Below are 20,742 nucleotides of genomic sequence, written 5' to 3'. Positions count from 1 at the left end.
GACCAGCGAAGTCATGACGATAGAGACCTTTGAGGAGCGGCCACGATCGCTCCTGGCGCGATTGCGAGGCCTGGCCGTGTACACGGTGTTCCTGGGCCCCTTTCTGTTCCTCGTCACCACGTACTTCTTTCTGCCCGTGGTCCTCACCACGGCCCTGTCCTTTACGGGCATGGACAGCAAGATGCAATGGGAGTTCGTCGGATTGGAGAACTTCCGGCGTCTGTTCGCAGACCCGATCATCCCTAAGATCGCCCGCAATACCCTCATTTACGTGGTCTCCACCTGTCTCTTCAACGTCCTATTCGGGTTCTTCCTGGCCTTATTGACCACCTACTTTGTGGAACGCGAGAACGTCGGGCTGGTCTTCCGCTCCATCTGGCTCCTGCCACGCATGACGCCTCCCGTCATCTATGTGCTCATGTGGCAATGGTTCGTGTCCCCCACCGACGTGGGGCTGATCAACCAGATACGGAGCCTGCTCGGCTATCCGCCTCAGGCATGGCTGGCGAGACACCCCATGCCCATTGTGATCCTGGTGAACGGGGTCATCGGCGCCTCCTTTGGGATGATCGTCTTCTCCGCCGCCATCAAATCCATCCCGATCGACCTGATCCGGGCGGCCCGGGTGGACGGCGCATCGGATCTGGCCATCGTACGCCGATTGATCATCCCACTGCTTAAATGGCCGATCATGTTCCTGACCATCTGGCAGACGCTCTCGCTGCTGGCCTCCTATGACTACATCCTGCTGCTCACCGACGGTGGCCCCTTCTACAAGAGCGAGGTCTGGGCATTGAACGCGTACCACCGGGCCTTTTCCAGCCTGCAATTCGGTTACGGGGCCTCCATCGCCCTGATCCTGGTGATCGTGGGCGTGACCCTGACGCTGATCATGCTCCGGCTGTTCGGCTTCGAGCGAATGATGGAGCCCACGAAGGTGGGCACCTGAAAGCGGAGGAAGATACATGGGCGCACAAGAGACGATCGCATCCGCTGCCCCCGTGGGGATCGTGGCGAAAGTGCCGCTGCGCGAGCGCATACGAACCCGGGCGGGCCGCATCCTGGCATATGCTCTGATCGTTGGCGTCTCGGTCCCCATCGTGGTGATGTACATCTGGCTCTTCATGCAATCCATCAGCACCCGGGTGCTCCTGGGATTCATCCCGGAACACATCACCCTGGAAAACTGGCGGTTCCTATGGAGCGAGGTCACCATCGGGGCGAGGACGTACTCCAGCATCTGGCCCGTGGTGATCAACACCGTACTCTTCGCCGGGGGGGTCACTTTCCTGGTCGTCCTGGTGAGCACGCTGTCCGGCTTCGCCCTCTCCCGGCTCCAATTCCGGGGCCGCACCCAGCTCACACGGCTGACGATCCTCCTGCACGCCTTCCCCGGCGTGACGCTTCTGATCGCCATCTACTACATCCTCTACACCATCTGGAAGATCCCGGTCATCGGCCCCATCTTCGGCCTGAACAGCATCTGGGGGGTGGTGTTCGTCAAATCCGCCCTGGAGATCCCCATGGCGGCCTGGATCGTAAAGGGCTTCTTCGATGACATCCCGTGGGACATCGAGTGGGCTGCTTACGTGGACGGGTGCAGCCGGCTGCAGGCATGGCGACGGGTGATCCTGCCCGTGATCCAGCCGGGCATCGCCTCCGTGGCCATCTTCGCCTTCCTGGCCGGATGGTCGGAGTTCCTGTATCTGTTCACCTTCATCTTCGAGCAAAAGAATTACACGCTATCTCTTTATGTCAAGCAACTGATCGGCGATTTCAAATTCGTGGACTACGGGCTGCTGTCCGCAGCCGCCCTGTTCTATATGATCCCACCCTTGCTGTTCTTCCTATTCACACAGAAATCACTGCTGAGGGTCTCCTTCGGCGGCGTCAAGGGATGAGGAGAGGAAAATGCGGGTACTTCTGAAAGACCTACGCAAGGAATTCGGCTCCGTTGTGGCCGTCAACGACCTCGACCTGGAGATCGAGCACGGGGAGTTCGTCTCGCTACTCGGGCCAAGCGGCTGTGGCAAGACGACCACCCTGCTGATGGTAGCCGGTATCTACAAGCCGACCTCCGGATACATCTACTTCGGCGACCGAATTGTGAACGATCTGCCTCCCAAGGACCGCAACATCGGCATGGTGTTCCAGAGCTACGCGCTATACCCGCACATGACCGTGTTGCAGAACATCACCTTCCCACTCGAGCTGAAAAAGCTCCCTCGAAACGAGCGGATGGAGCGGGCTCGCAAGGTGGCGGAGATGATGCAGATCAGCGACCTGATGGACCGAAAGCCGGCCCAACTGTCCGGCGGGCAGCAACAACGCGTGGCCCTATGCCGGGCCCTGGCCAAGGAGCCCGACATCCTGCTGTTCGATGAGCCCCTCTCCAACCTGGACGCGAAGTTACGAGTCAGCATGCGGGGGGAGATCAAGCGCCTCCAAAAGGACCTGGGCATCACGGCCATCTACGTCACCCACGACCAGGTGGAAGCCATGACGATGGCCGACCGCATCGCCGTGATGAAGCAGGGACACCTGCAGGCCTTCATGACGCCCGACGACATCTATAACCATCCCCCCAACCTGTTCGTGGCCGAGTTCATCGGCAATCCGCCCATGAATTTCCTGAACGCCACCCTTCAGTCCGACGGCGACGGACTCATCGTTGCCGGAGATGGGTTCTCCTTGCGCCTGCCGGATGCCACCGCGGCCCTATTGCGAGAGCGCAACGCGCCCCAGCAAGTGCTCCTGGGGATCCGACCGGAGGACGTGTATCTGGACCCCCAAGGCGGCGTGCAGGCGGAGATCTACATGATCGAGCCACTGGGGCGAGACGATCTCCTGGACTGCCGGGTGGGAGGCTCCAGGCTGCAAGTGTTGGCCCCATCCTCCTTTGAGGGCGATATCGGCGATCAGGTCACCCTGCGATTCGATATGGAGAAGCTCCAGCTATTCGATCCCCAAACGGAGAAATCGCTGCTCTGGCCGTGAGCCCACCCTATCTCCACAGGGGCAAAGGGGTAGCTGAGGTCCATACCGCCAGCTACCCCTTTCTCTTAGCATGCACATCCGAAGCGTCCCTTGACCATCCGCGAGCCCAAGAGTAGAATGAGAGTGGAACACCCATCTCGTCTGTCCGAAGGAGCAGGAAGATGCCCGATCGCAAGCCCATCGGTCCCACATGGAAGCCGAATCCGAAGGACGTCATCATCCTCACCAACGCGTCTGACGAGAACCTGGCGCTCAAGCTGCCCACCGGCCGCATGCGCCTGGAGGTCGGTCGAAGCCGGATGGTGAGCGCGAAGATCCTGGAGCTGCCCGCGGTCAAGGACCTGGTCGAGGCGGGCAAGCTCACATGGAAGCCGATGAGAAACGGGCGCTAGCGGATTACATCAACAGCGGAAGGGATCCTTTCATGCCGAAACTGGTTCTGCTCGACGGCCATAGCCTGGCGTTTCGAGCCTATCATGCGCTCCCGGCGGATATGGCCACCTCTAAGGGAGAGGTGACCAACGCCGTATACGGGTTCACCTCCATGCTGCTCAGCATCCTGCAGGAGGAGAACCCCGATTACATCGCGGTGGCCTTCGACGTAGGCCCCTCATTCCGGCAGGAGATCGCGCCGGAGTACAAGGGGACCCGGGCGCGCATGCCGGATGACCTACACGCGCAGATCCCTCGCATTCGACAGATCATCGAGGCGTTCAATATCCCCATCTTCGAGATCGAGGGCTACGAGGCGGACGATCTGTTGGGGACGCTGGCCCGTCAGGCTGAGCGGAAGGAGACGGATGCCACCATCTGCTCCGGCGATCGAGATCTGTTCCAGGTGATCGATGAGCATATCGTCGTCCGGTACACGCCCGGAGGGCCACGCCCCAAGACCGTCATCTACGATATCGAAGCGGTCCGCAAGCGCTATCATCTGGACCCACCTCAACTGGTCGATCTCAAGGCCCTGACGGGAGATAAATCGGATAACATCCCGGGCATCCCGGGCATCGGGCAGAAGACGGCGACGACCCTGTTGCAACAATACGGATCGCTGGAAGGGATCTACGAGCACCTGGACGAGATCAGCCGCAAGCGGGTTCGGGAGGCGCTCCTCCAATATCGGGACCAGGCTTTCCTCAGTAAGCAACTGGCCACCATCATCACCGACCTGCCGGTAGAGCTCGACCTGGAGCGGTGCCGCACCAGCGACTTCGACCGGGATCAGGTCCTGGCCCTTTTCCAGGAGCTGGAGTTCCACAGCCTGGTCAACCGGCTCCCGCACAGCACCCGCCCCCAGCCTCCCACCAAGGGGATGCAACTCCCGCTATTCGGCGCCAGCACGCCGGATCGCCCGCCCTCCCCGGAGGAATCCGGCAGGGTCATTACGACGGAAGCATCCCTGCAAGCGATCGTCCGAGAACTGCAGGACGCCCCCATGATCGCCTTCGATGTGGAGACCACATCCACTGACGCCATGAGGGCCAACCTGGTCGGGCTGGCTATCGCCTGGGCCAAAGGAGAGGCTGCGTACATCCCCATCGGCCACCTCCCAGATCAGGCAGGGCCGGAAGGCCAGCTGCCTTGGGAGAAGGTCCGAGGCGCCCTGAGCGCCATTTTCGCCGATGCAAACCGGACGAAGGTGGCCCACAACGCCAACTACGACATCACCGTCCTGCGAAGGCACGGCTTGTCTATCGAGGGCGTGGATTGGGACACGATGATCGCCGAGTGGCTGCTCAACCCTGGCAGCCGGAACCTCGGGCTCAAGGCCCTGGCCTTCACCCGGCTGGGGGTCACCATGACGGAGATCACGGAGCTGATCGGCAAGGGCAAGTCGCAGATCACGATGGATGCGGTGCCGGTGGCGCAAGTAGCGCCCTACGCAGCCGCCGATGTGGATGTCACGCTCCGGCTGGTCGATCTGCAGGCGCCCGAACTGGAGGAGAAGGGGCTTATCCGGCTGTTCCGAGAGGTGGAGATGCCCCTGGTGCCCGTCCTGGTCGACATGGAGATGACGGGCGTGGCACTGGACGTCGATCTGCTGCGTGAGATGTCTCGGGAGCTCGGGCAACGCCTATCCGCCCTGCGGGAGCAGATCTTTGAGTGGGTCGGCTACTCCTTCAACCTGAACTCCACTCAGCAGCTCTCCGAGGCGCTCTTCGGCAAGCTGGCGCTGCCCACGGCCGGGCTGCGGAAGACGTCCAGCGGACATTACTCGACCGCCGCGGGCGTTCTGGAGTCCCTCCGCGGGCAACATCCCGTCATCGAGCTGATCCTGGAGCACCGGGCGCTGGAGAAGCTCCGATCCACCTACGTCGACGCCCTGCCGCAGATGGTCAATCCGGAGACCGGGCGTCTGCACACCGACTATAACCAGACCGGTACGGAGACCGGCCGGATCAGCAGCTCCAACCCCAACCTGCAGAACATCCCCATCCGCACCGAGGAGGGCCGTCGCATTCGCAAGGCGTTCATCGCGGAGCCCGGATGGCTCCTCCTGGCTGCCGACTACTCACAGGTGGAGCTGCGTATCCTGGCCCACGTCTCGCAGGATCCCACCATGCTGGAGGCGTTCCGGCGGGGGGAGGACATCCACGCCAGCACGGCCGCGAAGGTATACGGCATCCCCATCGAGGAGGTCACGTCAGAACAACGCCGTGTGGCCAAGGCGGTGAACTTCGGGCTGATGTACGGCCAGAGCGCATACGGACTGGCGCAACAAACCGGCATGGATCAGGACCAGGCCGCCCGGTTTATCGAGGCGTACTTCAAGACGTACCCCAAGGTGAAGGAATACCTGGACCGCACGCGGCGGGAGGCGGCGGAGCGTGGATACGTGGAGACGCTCCTGGGGCGCAGGCGCTACTTCCCGGAGCTACAGCGGCCGCACGTCTCCCATAACGTGCGGATGGCGGCCGAGCGAGCCGCCATCAACGCCCCCATCCAGGGGACGGCCGCCGACATCATCAAGATCGCGATGATCCGCCTGCACCAGGCGCTGAAAGCGGCCGGAATGCGCAGCCGCATGATCCTGCAGGTGCACGATGAGCTGGTGCTGGAGTGTCCACGGGATGAGGTCGCAGATGCGGCCGCCCTGGTGAAGGAGAAGATGGAGGGCGCCTTCGAACTGGACGCGCCGCTGAAGGTCGACGTGGAGGTCGGTCCCAACTGGTACGACCTGGAGCCGCTCTCGTTGACTACCTCCTGACCAAGGTAGACATACGAGCTTCATAGAGAATCCCGGGGCATTGAAAACCCCGGGATTCGGGTTGTCTTACACCACCATCCGACCAGGCAAACGCTACGCGCCCCGCTCCCGGGCCCGCCAGGCGGTGTATAGCACGATCGACCCCGCCACAGCAGCGTTCAGCGAGGTCACCCGGCCTCGCATGGGCAGCATCACCAGCCAGTCACATCGCTCACGCACCAGCCGGCTGAGCCCTTTCCCCTCGCTCCCCACGACCAGCGCCAGCGGCCCGGTCAGGTCGGCCTCATCCAGAGGGCGGGCCTCCGGCGTCCGTTCCAACCCGACCACCCACACACCCTCCTGCTGCAACTTCGAGATCGTCTGTGGGAGATTGGCCACCTGCACCACGGCAAGGTGCTCCACTGCGCCCGCAGAGGTATGGCTCACGGCTGGGGTGACCCCGGCCGCCCGGCGCTTTGGGATGATCACGCCGTGCACCCCAACTGCCTCGGCCGTGCGAAACAGCGAGCCGAGGTTCTGAGGATCTTGCAGATGGTCCAGGAGCAACAGGAAGGGAGGCTCGCCCCGCCGCCCGGCCTGGGCCAACACATCCTCCAGGGCGGCGAAGGGGTACGGAGCCGCCTCCAACGCCACACCCTGATGGTGTGTCAGGCCCAGCCGATCTAACTCGGATCGGCGCACCCGCTGCACGGGCACCCCCCGCCGGCGAGCCGCTTCGATGATCTCGGCGATGATGCCCTGCTCGCGCACGCCATCGGCCAAGAACACGCGCCGGGCACGTCGACGCCCGGCGCGCAAAGCCTCTAACACGGCCTGACGGCCATACAACATCTCGGTCACTTGAACCGCCAATGAGTCCCCTGTGGGGTGTCCTCCAGGATCACGCCAAGTTCGCCCAGGCGATCCCGAATCAGATCAGCCAATTCCCACTGCTTAGCCTGCCGTAGGCGGGTCCGCACATCTACCAGGAGATCGATGAAGGGGGTGACCTCCTTCGCAGCCGCCTTCCCCGCCGACTCCGTCAGGCGCAACCCCAACACGCCTGCCAACTCCCGCAGCGTCCGCTGCGCCTCAGCGAAAGGCTCTCCGCCGATGCCCGCATCCCGGGCGGCGTTGATGGCCCGCACCAGATCGAACAGGGCGGCCAGGGCGCCGGCGGTATTGAAATCGTCGTCCATGGCCGCCTCGAAGCGCTCCCGGGCGCGCGCAGCCTGTGCCCTCAGCGCATCCGCCTGCTCTCCCTCCGTGATCTGCCCCACGCTGGGACGCAGCGCCGATCGCAACCGGGACAGGGCCCGCTCGCCCTGCTGGATCACTTCCTCGTTGAAGGTCAGCGGGCTGCGATAATGCGATCCCAGCACGATCAGGCGCAACACATCCGCATCATGCTCGGCCAGGAAATCCTCGATGGTGACCAGATTCCCCAGGGACTTGGACATCTTCTCCCCGCCGAATTGGAGCATCCCATTATGCACCCAGTAGCGGGCGAAGGGGCGATCGGTATAGCTCTCGCTTTGAGCGATCTCGTTCTCGTGATGCGGAAAGATCAGGTCATTGCCACCGCCGTGGATATCGATCTGAGGCCCAAGATGATGCAGGTTCATGGCCGAGCACTCGATATGCCAGCCGGGACGCCCCGGCCCCCACGGACTATCCCAGGCCGGCTCTCCGGGCTTCGCCGCCTTCCACAAGGCGAAGTCCAGGGGATCCTCCTTGTGCTCCCCTGGGGCCACACGGGCGCCGCTGCGGAGCTCATCAATCTTGCGGTGGGACAGCTTGCCGTAGTCTTCGTCCTTCCGCACCCGGAAGTACACGTCACCATTGGCCTGATAGGCATATCCCTTCTCAATCAGCCCCTGGATCACTTGAATGATATAAGGGATCTCATGGGTGGCGCGGGGATATATCGTGGCCGGGAGGAGATTCAACGCCTGGATGTGATCCATGAACTCCTGGATGTAACGCTCGGCCAGGCGGATGGGGTCCTCCCCCAGCTCCCGAGCCCGATCGATGATCTTGTCATCCACGTCGGTGAAGTTCATGACATGGATCACACGATACCCCTTGTATTCGAGGTACCGGCGGATCACATCGAAGACGATGGCCGACATGGCATGTCCCACGTGGGCCTTGTCGTACACGGTAGGTCCGCACACGTACATGCGGACGACTTTATCCTCCAGCGGCTTGAACTCCTCTTTCCGACGGGTAAGCGTGTTATAGATCTTCAACGTCATCGTCCCTCAGCTCCTCCACAGAGATCGATGGGCCGCGAGTGCGGCCCATCCCATACCGAAACGGCATTCATTCTAGCACATCTCATATCCGCTTGGAAAATCACCAGCCTATCCCGCCGTCCTCATGGCACGAGCAGCCGCCACAATGGTCATGACGGCCTCCGAGCGCTTCAGACGACCGGTATTCAGCACAAGATGGTACAACATCGGGTCGTCCCACCGCACGTGATAGAAGCGACGCAGGAACTCCGCCCGATTGCGGTCACTGGCCCGAACCTTGCGCCGCGCCTGCGAGCGGGTGATCCCCTCCCGTTGTTGCACGGTGGCCACCCGCTGCTCAAACGGGGCGATGATGGACACATGCAACACGCCTGGGGAGTCGGCCAGAATCGCCTGGCCGCCCCCTCCGATGATCAGTACATTGTCGATCTCCGCCAGGCGCCTCACCACCTGCTCGAGAATACGCACGGACTCGGCCAGGGCGATGGAGGCGGGGGGCAGAGGCGGAGCGAAGATGCCGTCCAACGGCCCCGCCCGGGTCGTCAGCACGGGATATAGCTCGCGCTCGCTGGTGGACGTGGGCGGGACGCTGCGCAGCGCCTTGGTGAGCTGCTCCACGAAATCACCCCGCCCGATCAACTCCAGCTCCTCCCAGGCCAATTCGGAGACGCCTGCGGCCACAGCCGCCCGGCGCAGCCGGACGTGATCGACCAGATCCAACCCCAACGCCCCTGCAACCCGGCTGGCGATCTCGTCGCCGCCGCTTCCCAGCTGGCGAGAAAGCGTAATAACCGTCATATCACTATCCGCACTCGCACATGACACCACACACGGAGTGCCTGTCGTGCACTCCATCGACACGACAGGCACTCCACAAACGCGTCACTATCACGAACCTCGCCCATTCGGCTGGGCGAAGATCATCCGACCGGCGTTGGTCTGTAGCACCTTGGTGACCAACACCTCAATCTCCTGGTTCATGAACTGGCGGCCGTTCTCCACGACCACCATGGTCCCATCGTCCAGATAGCCGACGCCCTGCCCGGCCTCTTTCCCCTCCTGGATGATGTGCACCCGCATCGTCTCCCCGGGCAAAACGACCACTTTGACAGCGTTCGCCAGCTCGTTGACGTTGAGGACGGAGACCCCTTGCAGGCCAGCTACCCGATTCAGGTTGAAGTCGTTGGTGACGATCGGGCAATGCAATTTCTGCGCCAGCCGGATCAGCTTTTCATCTACCTGATGGGCATCCTCCACGTCCATATCCACGATGCGGATCGGCACAACCGACTCCCTCTGCATGCGATTGAGCATGTCCAGACCACGGCGTCCTCGATTGCGGCGCAGCGGATCGGGAGAATCCGCAATGTATTGCAACTCGTTCAGCACGAAACGAGGCACGATCATCGGCCCCGGAATAAAGCCGGTGTGGCTGATGTCCGCGATACGTCCATCGATGATCACGCTGGTATCCAACAATACCGGCGATTCACCCGACGCTACGCCCTCCTCCTCCTTCAACCCACTCCAGCGGCCTCCACCCAGCAAAGCGAAGATCTCCTTCTGGCGCAAAGTCATCACCGTGATGCCCAGATAGCCAAAGACAATCGCCCCAATCATGGGCAAAGTCTTGCCAAATGGAGAAGGGAGCAGGGATAGGGGCCACGCCAGCAGAGCCGCGATGATCAACCCCACAGCCAGGCCGATGGTGCTGGCCAGGATCTGCTGCGGGGGGAGCTGACGGATCGTACGCTTCATGAAAGCCGCTGGCTCAAGCGTCAGCCAGGGAGCGATGAGCGCCCCGATCAGAGCCCCAATCGTCGTCAGAGGGATAAACCAGCGAGCAGATTCCGCCGTCCAAGAAGAAGACCCCGTGATGACGACGCCGATCTGCCAGCCGATGAGGCCAAAAACGATAAGTCCGATGATTCGAACGAAGAGCCTTGCGCTCATCCCGGAACTACCTCCCTTGGATGCTATTCGGTTGTCAGATGCAAGATAACCTCAGATCCCCTCCTTTCTTTTATAGAGTTGTAAGGACTTCTTCCGGATACATCAGCATCCGCACAGCCAGCTAGATGAATGAAGAATAACCGATCACGACAAAGGAAGCGCAACCTGAAGCGAGGATAGTCACAATAAAGACGAGAGCCCCAAATCTCCCGATGAGAAGACGAACTGACATGAACACACTATCATAATCATACACGATTTTGGCTCACAGCGCAATAGCAAATTCGCGGATAAGGGAAAGGCTTTCTCCGGAGGGCGAGGCCCCCTCCCGGCCTCGAGAAGGGAGAAAAGCGGGGAGCAAATCCCTGCGCGAAACCGGGATAGCCAGTTCGAGGCAGGGAAAAAGGGCTTCTTGGGAGAAGCCCCGCGCGGGTGACTATCCACAGATCAGAGAAGCAACCAGCCCGACATCCTTCCTAATCGGGCGCAGGCAACAAGCTGGCCAACCGAAGTCGCGTGTCACGCAGACGCTGAGCAATCACGCTGGCCACCTGGCGATACAGGTGATACCCCAACGAGGGATCTTCCTCGGCCAATCGTCGCAATGCCGTGCTATCGATGGCCACCACCCGGGTTGTCGTGCGCGCCTCCCCGCTGGCCGTATACTGATAGGGCGCCACTAAAGTGGACCACCCCACGACCTCCCCCGGCCCCAAAACATCCACGGGGATCACGCGCTCCAGCACATCAATGCACATCTGCAGCTCAATGGCACCACTCAAGATCAGGTAGAGCTTGTCGGCGGGATCACCCTCCTTGAAAATGATGTCTCCTTGTGGATACTCCTCTTCTTCAGAGATCCCAGCCAGCCGAGCGAGTTGCTCCTCGCTCATCGGGGCGAAGAAAAGGGACTTGCGGAAGATCTCTGGCGACACCATTGGCCCACTCCTTTCCCATAAGCGATCTGGCCATCATAACGAGCGATCCAGCGCCAAGCTCATCCTCTCATCCTAATTTATGACTCAACCGGCCCTGCCGCCAGCCCCATGATGACCATTCCGGGGTATCAAAAAAGGCCATCTTGCGATGGCCCAAAAGGATACTCGTATATGCGAAATGGCGACGCAAATGAAGGATCCATCGCCATCGCCTCAGGGGAGGCCCCACGGGTTTGGGATCACACGACTCCCGTTACTGTCCATACCCGCGCCCCAAAATATAATTTTCAAGCTGCTGAATGGTGACCTTCTGATCCGAGATAATCGCCTTGACCACATCACCGATGGAGATAATGCCGATCAGCCGACCATTCTCGAGCACGGGAAGATGCCGGATGTGCTTCTCCGTCATCAGCGCCATGCACTCCTCCAGGGATTGCCCAGGATGCACATAGTACACCTTGGACGTCATGATCTCCCGCACCGGTGTGTTCAACGAAGACCGGCCTTCCAGGATCACCTTCCGGGCGTAGTCCCGCTCCGAAAAGATCCCGACCACCTCCCCATCTTCCAGTACGAGGACGGCGCCGATATTCTTATCCGCCATCACCTGAAGGGCTTCATAGACCATGGCGTCCGGCGAGACAGACCAGACATCATACCCCTTCGTTTGTAAGATATCCCGGACCAATTTCATGATATCCTCCTTCCTCGATGCATTGGACTTTTCAGATGCAAAGGATAGACCCTGCCGGGCCGAAAGAGCTCATGATTGCCCCACCCCATTTTAGCCCCTCTCCCCTGATATGGCTATTCCCCTTCGCAACCAGATCAGGTACCCAAAAGTATACCACAGGGTGGCTCAAAAAGGCGTATTCGTCAGCCGCCAAGTTTACGCAAGGCATCCCAGCAGGGCCCCCTCTGCCTGTCCACCCCTCGCACGCCTCACTCCAAATGCGTCCCGGTGATCAGATCCTCTCTCAACGCGTAGATCGCAGCCTCCACCCGATTCCGGAGATGGAGCTTGCTCAGGATGTTCCGCAAGTGCTTCTTGACGGTGTTCTCGCTGATATGCAACTGACAAGCGATCTCCGGGTTCGACGCCCCCCTCGCTACCAGGGCCAGCACCTCCCGCTCACGCTCGGTCAACTCATCAGAGCCTGAAGATCGGCCCTCCCGCTCGGCCTGGCAGGCGAGTTTTTTCAACATCTTGGTCGCCATGACGCCCGAGATCGGAGTCTCGCCCCGGAAGAGTCCCATGAGCATGCGCACGAGATCCTCCACCCGAGTGTCCTTCAGGATGTACCCCTCGGCACCGGCCCGGATCGACTCGAAGAGGTCCTCGGCGGCCTCTGACATCGTCAGGATGACCACCCGCACCTCGGGCAGTTCTTGCTTGATCCGCCGGATCACCGGAAAAGCGGATGCCCCAGGCATACGGATATCCATCAGTATCACGTCGGGATGCAGCCGCCGAACCGCAACAAGCGCCTCTAACGCCGAGGACGCCTCGCCCACCACACGAACCTCATCGAATCCAGCCAGCAGGTTGATCAATCCCTGACGAAAGAGGGCGTGATCGTCCACGATCAGGACAGAGATCGGTTTCATGGAGTCCCTCCTCCTCGCCACACGTGTGCAAAGGCAATCGCGCCTCCACCCTGGTCCCCCTACCAAGGACGCTCTCCACGCGCAGCGTTCCCCCGACACTTTCACACCGCTCCTGCATCAACCGCAGGCCAAAGTGCCCACTCTGTACCTCATCAGGTCTGAATCCCTTCCCATCATCCTCGATCGCCACCACTACCATGCCGCCATCCACCCGAAACGTGATCCAGACATGTCGCGCCGCGGCGTGCTGGCGCACATTCCTCAACGCCTCCTGGATCACGCGCAGGAGCTGAAGCTCCGCCAAAGACGACAACACCAACGCATCCGCATCCTCAATCGACAGCTCCACCACGATCCCCCAACGCTCCTGAAAGTCCTTCAGGTACTCGCTGAGACACACCACCATGTCACTTGACGCTCCCCCGCAACGCAACCCCAAAATGGCCTCACGGATCTCACCCTGCATCCTTTGAGTCATGATCTCCACCTCCTGCAGGGCGACAGCCACCTCCGACATCCTCCCCGCCAGCAGGGAGCGACGGGCCAACTGGATCCGAAGATCGATATAGCCCACCAGTTGGGCGATCCCATCATGCAATTCCTGGCTAATGCGCTCGCGCTCCTGGGCGATGGCCACAGCCTGGAGGCCCTCCCGCCATCGGGCAAGGTCCTGATCATCCGACAGCGCTCGTCGAGCGCGTCGCCGGGCTACCGACTCCAACTGCGTCCCCAGGTAGGCGATCTCCTGCATCAGCCGTGCCTGCGTCTCCTCAGCCCTCCTGAGCGCATCCAGACGCTCCTGTTCCAGCGATTCGATATATCGCTGCGTCTCCAGATCAAAGAAGCGCAGGAAGCGCAAAACACCGACGGACAGGAGCAAGACAGTCAGCGGCAACATCACATTCGCCAGCGTCGCCATATAGTGGTGAGATGAAAAGCCTCGCCACGCGACCAGTGAATCGGCCGGCAGGACCATCGACCCGACGACCACGGCGTGCAAAACGAACGAGGCAGAGACGAATCGGGCATCTCGATCGGAGCTATCCAGGCCCATCGCCCGCAGCTCCGCCCGCAGGGTGGAGAAAGCCAACGCGGCCAACGCCACGCCGGGCAGGTACAGCCCTCCCATCGTCAGAAGTTGAGCGATCCCGTCCCGAGTCCACACAAGCGCCTCTGCCAGCACAATGACCAGGCAGATCACGCCCAGCGCGAACGGTATGCTCCGCACGCACAGAGTATAGCGACGGGTGCGCCGCGAGAGGATCTCGCAGCCGAACCGCGCCAGCAGCGTGGCGGCGATCGCAGAGAGGCCGATCTGGATATAGCAAACCGCCGCCCCACTCACCAGTCCCCAAAGCAACGCCACGCTTACCCAGGTCGCCAGGCTCTGCACCAGGGCGAAGGCCCCTAGGTAACGAAGCTGTCGGGCCAATGGGAGACGGTGACTACGAGGCAAGGAAAGGAGGATCGCCTGTCCCATCACGAAGGTCGCCAACCCAGTGATGAACAGGGCGAAGCCACAGATCAGGCAAAGGGAGCCCATCTGCATGCCCGCCACCTTTTCCTCCCCCACCCAGCACGCCCTTCAAACTGACGCCACAGGCGATGAAGCGCTATGAGATGCGGAGAATTGGGTGGAAAGCATGACGGGCGCCGGTGATGCGGACAGCAGGGAAGCGCAAGAAGGCCGTGTGTGATAGACCCAACAAATACACGACAAGTATGTGATCGTCTCTACATACATTATACCATCAATACGCCTTCCTGCCTACCGGCCCGGTAGCAGAGAGATTTCCGTGGAGGAGAGGCCCCCACCACACCTCCCCCGACTTCCACCGAAAAAAGGCACGCCACCGGCAGGTCATGCAAAGAAAAAGGCTCTGCGAGGGGATATCACGCTCGCAGAGCCTTCCTGCCGAAGAGGGAGATCCGTCACTCGTCCGTAGGGGCGATCAAAACTCCTGAAAGTCGCTGAGCGGCTCTTCGCCCATCTCGACCAGCAACGCATTCAGCCGGGTTCCCACCGGGATCAAACAGGACTCCTGCTTCCTCCCCGACTCCTTCCACTCGACCGCCGTCAGATACGCGGCGCCGAACACCAGTCGGGTAGGCCACTGATCACCATAGATCGAGATGAGCTCCACCGGCACATCAGAGGGATGGGTGAGCCAGGCCATGTGCTGGAGGATCGCACGCTGCCGATTGGGGTGGAATTCGCCGCATTGGCGGACCAGCGCGCTGATCTCATTATAAGGGCGCGCCTGTTCGGCGGATAGCGTGGGCAGCCGGCGCACTGCGGTTACGGTGGCCGCCACGCCGGGGTATGGCGTCCCCCCCGCCAGGGGTGTGCCGGGCGTGGGCATCGTGAAGAGCGACCGCCCGGGCACGTACAGGCTCATCCACAAGATGACGATCAGCCCCACAGCCAGCATCAGGATCAGCCCACGGCCGATCCAGGGCGATCGCGTGGTCCTCCTGCGGCGCTTATTGCGTCGGGAACGACTTGACGTAGGCATAGAGCGCCTTCATCCCAGAAATGCTGATGGCCTGCGGACCGTAGAGGCCATAAAGATGCTCGTTCCCGAGCTCACCGTCTCCACCGGTGCGGAGGATATCCGTAAACTCCTCCTCCGTCAGCTGGGTCCCGGCCAGGCCCTTCGCCTTGCCCTCCACGCCCTCGCCCTGAGCGCCATGGCAATCCGCACAGCCCCGATTCTCGTAGAGCCGCTTGCCCCGCTCCAGGTCTATCTCTTCGGTAGGCGTGGCAGCCACCGTGATGATCGTCGTAGGCTGCTCGAATACATGGGTCGGCAACGGCGTGACGCCCGCCAGCTGGGCAGCCTTCTCCCCTGCTTGCTCGGTCGCCCGCTCACGCGCGCCACAAGCCAGCAGGACCAAGCCTGCAGCAATCAAGACAAGAACAAGCATCCACCGCCTGCGATATCTTTCTCTCATATCCCGCCTCTCTCACGATGATCTGAGCCTGGGGGACTCCGATCGCATTCTCCTACTCCAGCAGCCGGGGGTCTAGCGCGTCGCGCAGACCATCGCCCACGAAGGTGAACCCCAACATGGTGAGCGCGATCAGCAACGTGGGGAAGAGCGCGAGGTGCCAGTACACCCGCACGTAAGCGCTGCTAATCCCCACCATCTTGCCCCAGCTGGGAAGAGGATCGTTGATGCCGATCCCCAGGAAGCTCAACCCCGCCTCGCCAAAGATAGCCGCCGGAATGCCGAAGCTAACGGCGACCAACAACGGCGTCAGGGAGTTGGGCAGCAAATGACGAAAGATGATATGCCATTCCGAGGCGCCAATACAACGCGCCGCCTCCACGTACTCCTTCTCCCGCAAGGAGAGCAGCTGACCACGGACTAGGCGGGCGATCCCCACCCAGCTCGTAAAGCCCAGCACCAGGATCACCTTCGACAGCCCCCCGCCGAAGACGGTGATCAGGAAGATAGCGAAGAGCAGGCCGGGGAAGGCGGTCATCACGTCGATCAGACGGGAGATCAGGAAGTCCGTCTTGCCGCCCCGGAAGCCGGCCAAGGCCCCCAAGGGCACCCCAATGCTCAGGGCGATCAGCTGGACGGTCAACCCCACCGTCATGGAGGTCCGAGCTCCGTAGATCAGCCGGCTCAGATAGTCCCGCCCCACATCATCGGTGCCCAAGGGGAAGGCCGGGTCCACAAAGGGGAACAGCAACACCTTGTCGAAATACACTTTGTCATAGGGATGAGGGGCCAGGAGGTCCGCAAAAATCGCCAGGAACAGGAAGAACAGGACGATCACCAGGCCCAAAACCGCCAGGCGATTTCTGAAAAACCGCCGGACCGCATCGCGCCACAGGCTGCGATGCTGCAAAGCGGCCTCTTGCAGCGACAGGGAGATCTCCACGGGTTGGGTCGTGCTATGTGCCATCATACACTCCCCTCGCTTCCGCCCAGCCGTACCCGTGGATCGATCCACGTATAGACGATGTCCGTCAGCAAATACGTGATCCCCCACAACGTCGCGATGAGCAAGACCAACGCCATGATCATCGGATAATCACGATTAAAAGTGCTGGTTACAAAGTACTTACCCAGCCCGGGAATCCGGAAGGTGGCCTCGATGAAGATCGAGCCGGTCAACAGGTTGGGAATCTCCGGCCCCAACGCCGTCACCATGGGGATCAGGGCGTTCTTGAGGACGTGGCGGATCAGGATGGTGCGCTCCTTCAATCCTTTCGCCCGGGCTGTGCGCACGTAGTCGGACCGGATGGTATCGACCACGCTGGAGCGCGTGTACCGGGCCACCAAAGAGAATGGAGCCAGCGCATAGGCCACGACGGGCATGATCCAGTCCTTCGAAAACACCCCCGGGATCAGCCAGTGATCCGGCTCGCTCCATCCGCCGGATGGCAGCACCTTGAGCCGCACGGAGAAGATCAGGATGAGCCACAGAGCGACGACGAAGTTGGGCACCGTGATCCCCAACATGGCCGTGAACGTGACGACGTTGTCGATCCAGGAATTCTGATAGTAAGCCGCCAGCAAGCCCGCCAGCAAGCCGAATCCGTACGCCAGCGCGATGGTCATCGCCCCCACCTGGGCCGTGATGATCCAGGTTTTGGCGATCAAGGCGGTTACGGTGGTAGTGGGAACCTGATAGGGGACACCGAAGTCGAAATGAAGGGCATTCCACATGTACTTCAGGTACTGCTTCCAGATCGGTTGATCCAGCCCGTATTTGCGAAGGAGGTTCTCCTTCGCCGCCGGAGGGAGCCGCTGCTTCCCCTCATCGAACGGCCCTCCCGGCACCGAATGCATGAGCGTGAAGGTGATGATAGAAACGACCCAGAGGACGAAGATCAAGGATATCAGCCGGCCGAGAATATAGCGAGTCATCCATCACTCCACAGCAGAGCGGCAGGAGCCGGGAGTGGCTCCCGACTCCTGCCTCAGGCTAAAGGACGCTACTTCCCCCGATACGTGTCGTAGTTGTAGACGTCCTTGGAGATGTAGATATTGCCCCAGCACCAGTCGTTCCCCCAGTGCCAGGCGGCGATTCCCTGGGAGTCCGGCTCGCGGATACAATCGCCCTGGATGAACGGCTGGAACAGGTCGCCCTGCCAGCGGTGAGCGATGAAGACGCCACCCACGTCGTCCACCAGGATCCGCTCCGCCTCCTGGAACATCGCCTTGCGCTTCTCCGGATCGCCGACCAGGCTGCTGGCCTCGCGCACTATCCGGTCGAACTCGTCGTTCTTCCAGGAGTGGCGCCCGGTGGAGAGCCAGATACCCAGCAGATTGGCGGGATCCAGGAAGTCCATGCCGTAGGACACGGCGCCGAACTGGAGCTGAGTCGGCTTCGCGTTGAGCGCATCCATGTAGACCTTGAAGTCCTTGTTGGACACCTCGATCTGGATGTTCAGACATTCGGAGATCGAGGCGGCCACCGCCTGGAACACGGCCTGCATGGCCGGGCCCTCATTGCGCAGCCACATCTCCAGCTTGGGGAACCCCTCGCCATTGGGATAACCGGCCTTGGCCAGGTACTCCTTGGCCAGGTCACAGTCGTACTTCTGGTACTCCTTCAGCTTGCCCTCCGTGTCCGACGCGGGGTATCCCGGCATCAGCATGGAGTAGGCAGGCATGGCCTTGATCTCGCCGTAGACGTTCTTGACGATGGCCTCCCGGTCCACGGCATGGGCGAAGGCCTTACGCACGTTGATGTCGTTGAAGGGCGGGTTGTAGGTGTCGAAGAGGAGATAGTCCGTGCGGAAGTCGCCGTAGTGACGCAGGTAGTTCTCCTTCAGCACCGGATCCGAGAGGATGATCTCGAAGTCGGCCGGGGAGAGCCACTCGTAGCCCACCTGATCGATCTCATAGTTCTGGAAGGCCACGAAGGCGGTGCTCATATCCCGGTATTCGGCGATCAGCCGCTGGAGGCGAGGCTGGCGATATCCCTTGTACATGGGATTGGCCACCAGCTCGATCCGCTTGCCCGGCTCCAGCACGTCCAGGATGAAGGGGCCAGCGGAGACGGAGGTCTCCACGTTGCTGTTGTACAGCGGGCCATGCTCCTCCAACGCCTTCTTCTGCATGACGAAGGAGAACTGCATCATCGCCGGCAGAGGAGGCCACGGGGTCTCGGTGGTGATCTGCAGCGTCAGATCGTCCACGGCCTTCACGCCCAGCTCGCTGGGGGGGAGCTCACCCGCAATGATCTCGTCCCAGTTCTTGAGCACGCCGGAGTAGAACCAGGCGAAGTCCCAGGCATGCTCGGGGTTGGCGATCATCTGGTAGGTGGCTTCCCAGTCATAGGCGGTCAGCGGGGTACCATCCGACCACTGCAGCCCCGGCTTGATGTGGAAGGTCCAGGTCAAGCCATCCTCGGAGACCTCCCAGCTCTCAGCCGACGCGGGGATCACGTTGAAGTCCTTGTCCAGGTTCACCAGCTGATCCTGGAACAGGTCGCTCAGGCAGAACCGCTGGTAGACGGCCACCTGAAAGTCGAAGGTGATGTGGTTGCCCTTGATATCGCAGGGCACCTTGTAGATCTGCATATCGTACGTCGCAGCATCCTCGGGAAGCCGCTCACCGTAGATCGTCATGTAGGCATCTTCTTCCGCCGCTTCCGGGGCTGCTGCGGGTTCCTCCGCGGGTGCTTTCTCTTCAGGAGCTGGCTGTTCTGCGGGTGGGGCGGGTGCAGCCTGGGGGGCACAGGCGGTTACCAACAGCCCGAAGGCCACCATCATTCCGATGAGCATGGTCCAAGTTCGCTTGGTCATCATACGTCCCCTCCAAAGTGTGAACGCTGGGTGACGAACGCCTCGGTGCCGCCGAGCCACCTCCGCAAGGGCCGGGGTGGTCAGCCGCACCCCACTTTACCGGACAACTTGACGCTGCTATGGGTCGAGCATTCATCGGATCTTGAAGCGGGCCACCTCCTTTTCCTCCTGATAGGTCTCCAGAAAACCGTCAAGCCAGCTCAATGATCTCCTCTCGACCACACCCGTCGGAGGATGAAACCGTGCCCATGCTCATCGTTCCGAGCGTGTCTGAAAATCTGCCCAGCACCTGCCCTTCTCGGCCCTCTCCGTAGGGGTTTGGACCAAGGTCGGCAGGCGAAAGGCGGGGGAAGGGCTTTTTCCGGAGGGGCAGGCCCCTCCGGGCCTCCCCATGGCGGAAGCGATGACATCTCTCAGACACGCTCTCAGGTGCACGCGGTGACGGACCGAAAGGGGCAAATACCCGCTATGCACCTAAGTCCGATCGGATATATCCCTGTTGTAGATGGCCTTCGTCATCCCTGAATATCGAGGATTTCAGCAGAGATCGCCATGGCGTGGCTCCGGCATCGCTGACAATGGAGCATCAGGCCAATCATGAAAGAACATCAAACGGGCAACACACAAATCTCTTGGGATGGACAATGGTCTCATGGCCACAAAAGGCCCATTCGCCATGGCAGGAGAGAGGACATTCGAACCAGTACCGGTCGGCATTGACCCTGGTGAAGTCAGTTAAGCATACCATAAATCAAGAACACAAGCAAACCGGGACTCTAAAAATCACATTACGATCCAAACTCGCCCATTATAGGTCACGCCGCATCATCAGATGCGAATCAGCCCTGTCGCGCTGTGCCAAGCCGTGCCCGCGACGAGGAAGATCGGAAAGATCGGCTGTTCGTAGGAGCCAGGGCTTTTTCAAAGTCAATGATGGAAATCGGGGTGGTAGGAACACCCCACGTGTCGCCCGACGCAAGACATTCCCCTGATCATCGACCGAGGGAAAACGGCCCTCATCC

The 20,742-nt window shown here is 61.1% G+C and carries 18 protein-coding genes; 5 read left to right on the top strand and 13 right to left on the bottom strand.

Features of this window, described 5'->3' with window-relative positions; all coding sequences use genetic code 11:
- The first annotated feature begins 13 nt into the window (after nucleotides 1–13).
- The 5 genes from GXP39_05735 (at nucleotide 14) to polA (ending at nucleotide 6,208) form a co-directional block, all read left to right on the top strand.
- Nucleotides 14–949, top strand: coding sequence for a sugar ABC transporter permease (locus GXP39_05735; protein ID NOZ27540.1), 936 nt, complete (start codon nucleotides 14–16; stop codon nucleotides 947–949).
- A gap of 16 nt (nucleotides 950–965) precedes the next feature.
- Nucleotides 966–1,901, top strand: a complete 936-nt coding sequence (locus GXP39_05730) for a carbohydrate ABC transporter permease (GenBank protein NOZ27539.1) — start codon at nucleotides 966–968, stop codon at nucleotides 1,899–1,901.
- A 10-nt stretch (nucleotides 1,902–1,911) separates the two neighbouring features.
- Entirely contained in the window at nucleotides 1,912–2,997 is a 1,086-nt protein-coding gene (locus tag GXP39_05725) for an ABC transporter ATP-binding protein (GenBank protein NOZ27538.1), read from the top strand.
- Between the two features lie 161 nt (nucleotides 2,998–3,158).
- Complete coding sequence (locus tag GXP39_05720; protein ID NOZ27537.1) at nucleotides 3,159–3,389, top strand: hypothetical protein; 231 nt, start codon at nucleotides 3,159–3,161, stop codon at nucleotides 3,387–3,389.
- A gap of 32 nt (nucleotides 3,390–3,421) precedes the next feature.
- Nucleotides 3,422–6,208: a DNA polymerase I gene (gene polA / locus GXP39_05715; protein ID NOZ27536.1), complete on the top strand. Its 2,787-nt coding sequence runs from the start codon at nucleotides 3,422–3,424 to the stop codon at nucleotides 6,206–6,208.
- A 93-nt stretch (nucleotides 6,209–6,301) separates the two neighbouring features.
- Here the strand turns inward: polA and rlmB are convergent, their stop codons facing one another.
- From rlmB to GXP39_05650, 13 genes are all read right to left on the bottom strand, one after another.
- Nucleotides 6,302–7,039, bottom strand: coding sequence for a 23S rRNA (guanosine(2251)-2'-O)-methyltransferase RlmB (gene rlmB / locus GXP39_05710; protein NOZ27535.1), 738 nt, complete (start codon nucleotides 7,037–7,039; stop codon nucleotides 6,302–6,304).
- A gap of 5 nt (nucleotides 7,040–7,044) precedes the next feature.
- Nucleotides 7,045–8,445, bottom strand: a complete 1,401-nt coding sequence (locus GXP39_05705; protein ID NOZ27534.1) for a cysteine--tRNA ligase — start codon at nucleotides 8,443–8,445, stop codon at nucleotides 7,045–7,047.
- Between the two features lie 108 nt (nucleotides 8,446–8,553).
- The gene (locus GXP39_05700; protein NOZ27533.1) at nucleotides 8,554–9,243 is read right to left on the bottom strand and encodes a cytidylate kinase-like family protein; all 690 of its coding nucleotides are present in this window, start codon (nucleotides 9,241–9,243) and stop codon (nucleotides 8,554–8,556) included.
- 90 nt (nucleotides 9,244–9,333) lie between these two features.
- Entirely contained in the window at nucleotides 9,334–10,398 is a 1,065-nt protein-coding gene (locus GXP39_05695) for a TRAM domain-containing protein (GenBank protein ID NOZ27532.1), read from the bottom strand.
- A 476-nt stretch (nucleotides 10,399–10,874) separates the two neighbouring features.
- Nucleotides 10,875–11,336: a cyclic nucleotide-binding domain-containing protein gene (locus tag GXP39_05690; protein ID NOZ27531.1), complete on the bottom strand. Its 462-nt coding sequence runs from the start codon at nucleotides 11,334–11,336 to the stop codon at nucleotides 10,875–10,877.
- Between the two features lie 253 nt (nucleotides 11,337–11,589).
- Entirely contained in the window at nucleotides 11,590–12,033 is a 444-nt protein-coding gene (locus tag GXP39_05685; protein NOZ27530.1) for a CBS domain-containing protein, read from the bottom strand.
- A gap of 248 nt (nucleotides 12,034–12,281) precedes the next feature.
- A complete protein-coding gene (locus GXP39_05680) occupies nucleotides 12,282–12,947 on the bottom strand; it encodes a response regulator transcription factor (protein ID NOZ27529.1) in 666 nt (221 codons plus the stop codon).
- Nucleotides 12,865–14,505: a hypothetical protein gene (locus GXP39_05675; GenBank protein ID NOZ27528.1), complete on the bottom strand. Its 1,641-nt coding sequence runs from the start codon at nucleotides 14,503–14,505 to the stop codon at nucleotides 12,865–12,867. The genes GXP39_05680 and GXP39_05675 overlap by 83 nt, the downstream gene beginning before the upstream one ends.
- Before the next feature lie 394 nt (nucleotides 14,506–14,899).
- Complete coding sequence (locus GXP39_05670; protein NOZ27527.1) at nucleotides 14,900–15,463, bottom strand: hypothetical protein; 564 nt, start codon at nucleotides 15,461–15,463, stop codon at nucleotides 14,900–14,902.
- The gene (locus GXP39_05665; protein ID NOZ27526.1) at nucleotides 15,432–15,860 is read right to left on the bottom strand and encodes a cytochrome c; all 429 of its coding nucleotides are present in this window, start codon (nucleotides 15,858–15,860) and stop codon (nucleotides 15,432–15,434) included. Before GXP39_05665 ends, GXP39_05670 begins: the two co-directional genes overlap by 32 nt.
- Nucleotides 15,861–15,954: 94 nt before the next feature.
- Entirely contained in the window at nucleotides 15,955–16,866 is a 912-nt protein-coding gene (locus tag GXP39_05660) for an ABC transporter permease (protein ID NOZ27525.1), read from the bottom strand.
- Nucleotides 16,866–17,834 carry an ABC transporter permease gene (locus tag GXP39_05655; GenBank protein ID NOZ27524.1) on the bottom strand — a complete coding sequence of 323 codons (969 nt, stop codon included), beginning with the start codon at nucleotides 17,832–17,834 and terminating at the stop codon, nucleotides 16,866–16,868. The genes GXP39_05660 and GXP39_05655 overlap by 1 nt, the downstream gene beginning before the upstream one ends.
- A gap of 68 nt (nucleotides 17,835–17,902) precedes the next feature.
- Entirely contained in the window at nucleotides 17,903–19,723 is a 1,821-nt protein-coding gene (locus GXP39_05650; GenBank protein ID NOZ27523.1) for a peptide ABC transporter substrate-binding protein, read from the bottom strand.
- Nucleotides 19,724–20,742 lie beyond the last annotated feature (1,019 nt).

The sequence above is a fragment of the Chloroflexota bacterium genome (assembly GCA_013152435.1).
In the GTDB taxonomy this organism is placed as follows: domain Bacteria; phylum Chloroflexota; class Anaerolineae; order DUEN01; family DUEN01; genus DUEN01.
The sequence above is the reverse complement of the archived record's forward strand: the minus strand, read 5'-3'. Positions and strand labels throughout refer to the sequence as shown.

Coding starts and splice junctions, on each gene's coding strand:
- GXP39_05695 (NOZ27532.1), bottom strand. CDS start 10,398: ATGAGCGCAAGGCTCTTCGTTCGAATCATCGGACTTATCGTTTTTGGC.
- rlmB (NOZ27535.1), bottom strand. CDS start 7,039: ATGTTGTATGGCCGTCAGGCCGTGTTAGAGGCTTTGCGCGCCGGGCGT.
- GXP39_05705 (NOZ27534.1), bottom strand. CDS start 8,445: ATGACGTTGAAGATCTATAACACGCTTACCCGTCGGAAAGAGGAGTTC.
- GXP39_05650 (NOZ27523.1), bottom strand. CDS start 19,723: ATGATGACCAAGCGAACTTGGACCATGCTCATCGGAATGATGGTGGCC.
- GXP39_05670 (NOZ27527.1), bottom strand. CDS start 15,463: ATGCCTACGTCAAGTCGTTCCCGACGCAATAAGCGCCGCAGGAGGACC.
- GXP39_05725 (NOZ27538.1), top strand. CDS start 1,912: ATGCGGGTACTTCTGAAAGACCTACGCAAGGAATTCGGCTCCGTTGTG.
- GXP39_05690 (NOZ27531.1), bottom strand. CDS start 11,336: ATGGTGTCGCCAGAGATCTTCCGCAAGTCCCTTTTCTTCGCCCCGATG.
- GXP39_05735 (NOZ27540.1), top strand. CDS start 14: ATGACGATAGAGACCTTTGAGGAGCGGCCACGATCGCTCCTGGCGCGA.
- GXP39_05685 (NOZ27530.1), bottom strand. CDS start 12,033: ATGAAATTGGTCCGGGATATCTTACAAACGAAGGGGTATGATGTCTGG.
- GXP39_05730 (NOZ27539.1), top strand. CDS start 966: ATGGGCGCACAAGAGACGATCGCATCCGCTGCCCCCGTGGGGATCGTG.
- GXP39_05700 (NOZ27533.1), bottom strand. CDS start 9,243: ATGACGGTTATTACGCTTTCTCGCCAGCTGGGAAGCGGCGGCGACGAG.
- GXP39_05660 (NOZ27525.1), bottom strand. CDS start 16,866: ATGGCACATAGCACGACCCAACCCGTGGAGATCTCCCTGTCGCTGCAA.
- polA (NOZ27536.1), top strand. CDS start 3,422: ATGCCGAAACTGGTTCTGCTCGACGGCCATAGCCTGGCGTTTCGAGCC.
- GXP39_05655 (NOZ27524.1), bottom strand. CDS start 17,834: ATGACTCGCTATATTCTCGGCCGGCTGATATCCTTGATCTTCGTCCTC.
- GXP39_05720 (NOZ27537.1), top strand. CDS start 3,159: ATGCCCGATCGCAAGCCCATCGGTCCCACATGGAAGCCGAATCCGAAG.
- GXP39_05680 (NOZ27529.1), bottom strand. CDS start 12,947: ATGAAACCGATCTCTGTCCTGATCGTGGACGATCACGCCCTCTTTCGT.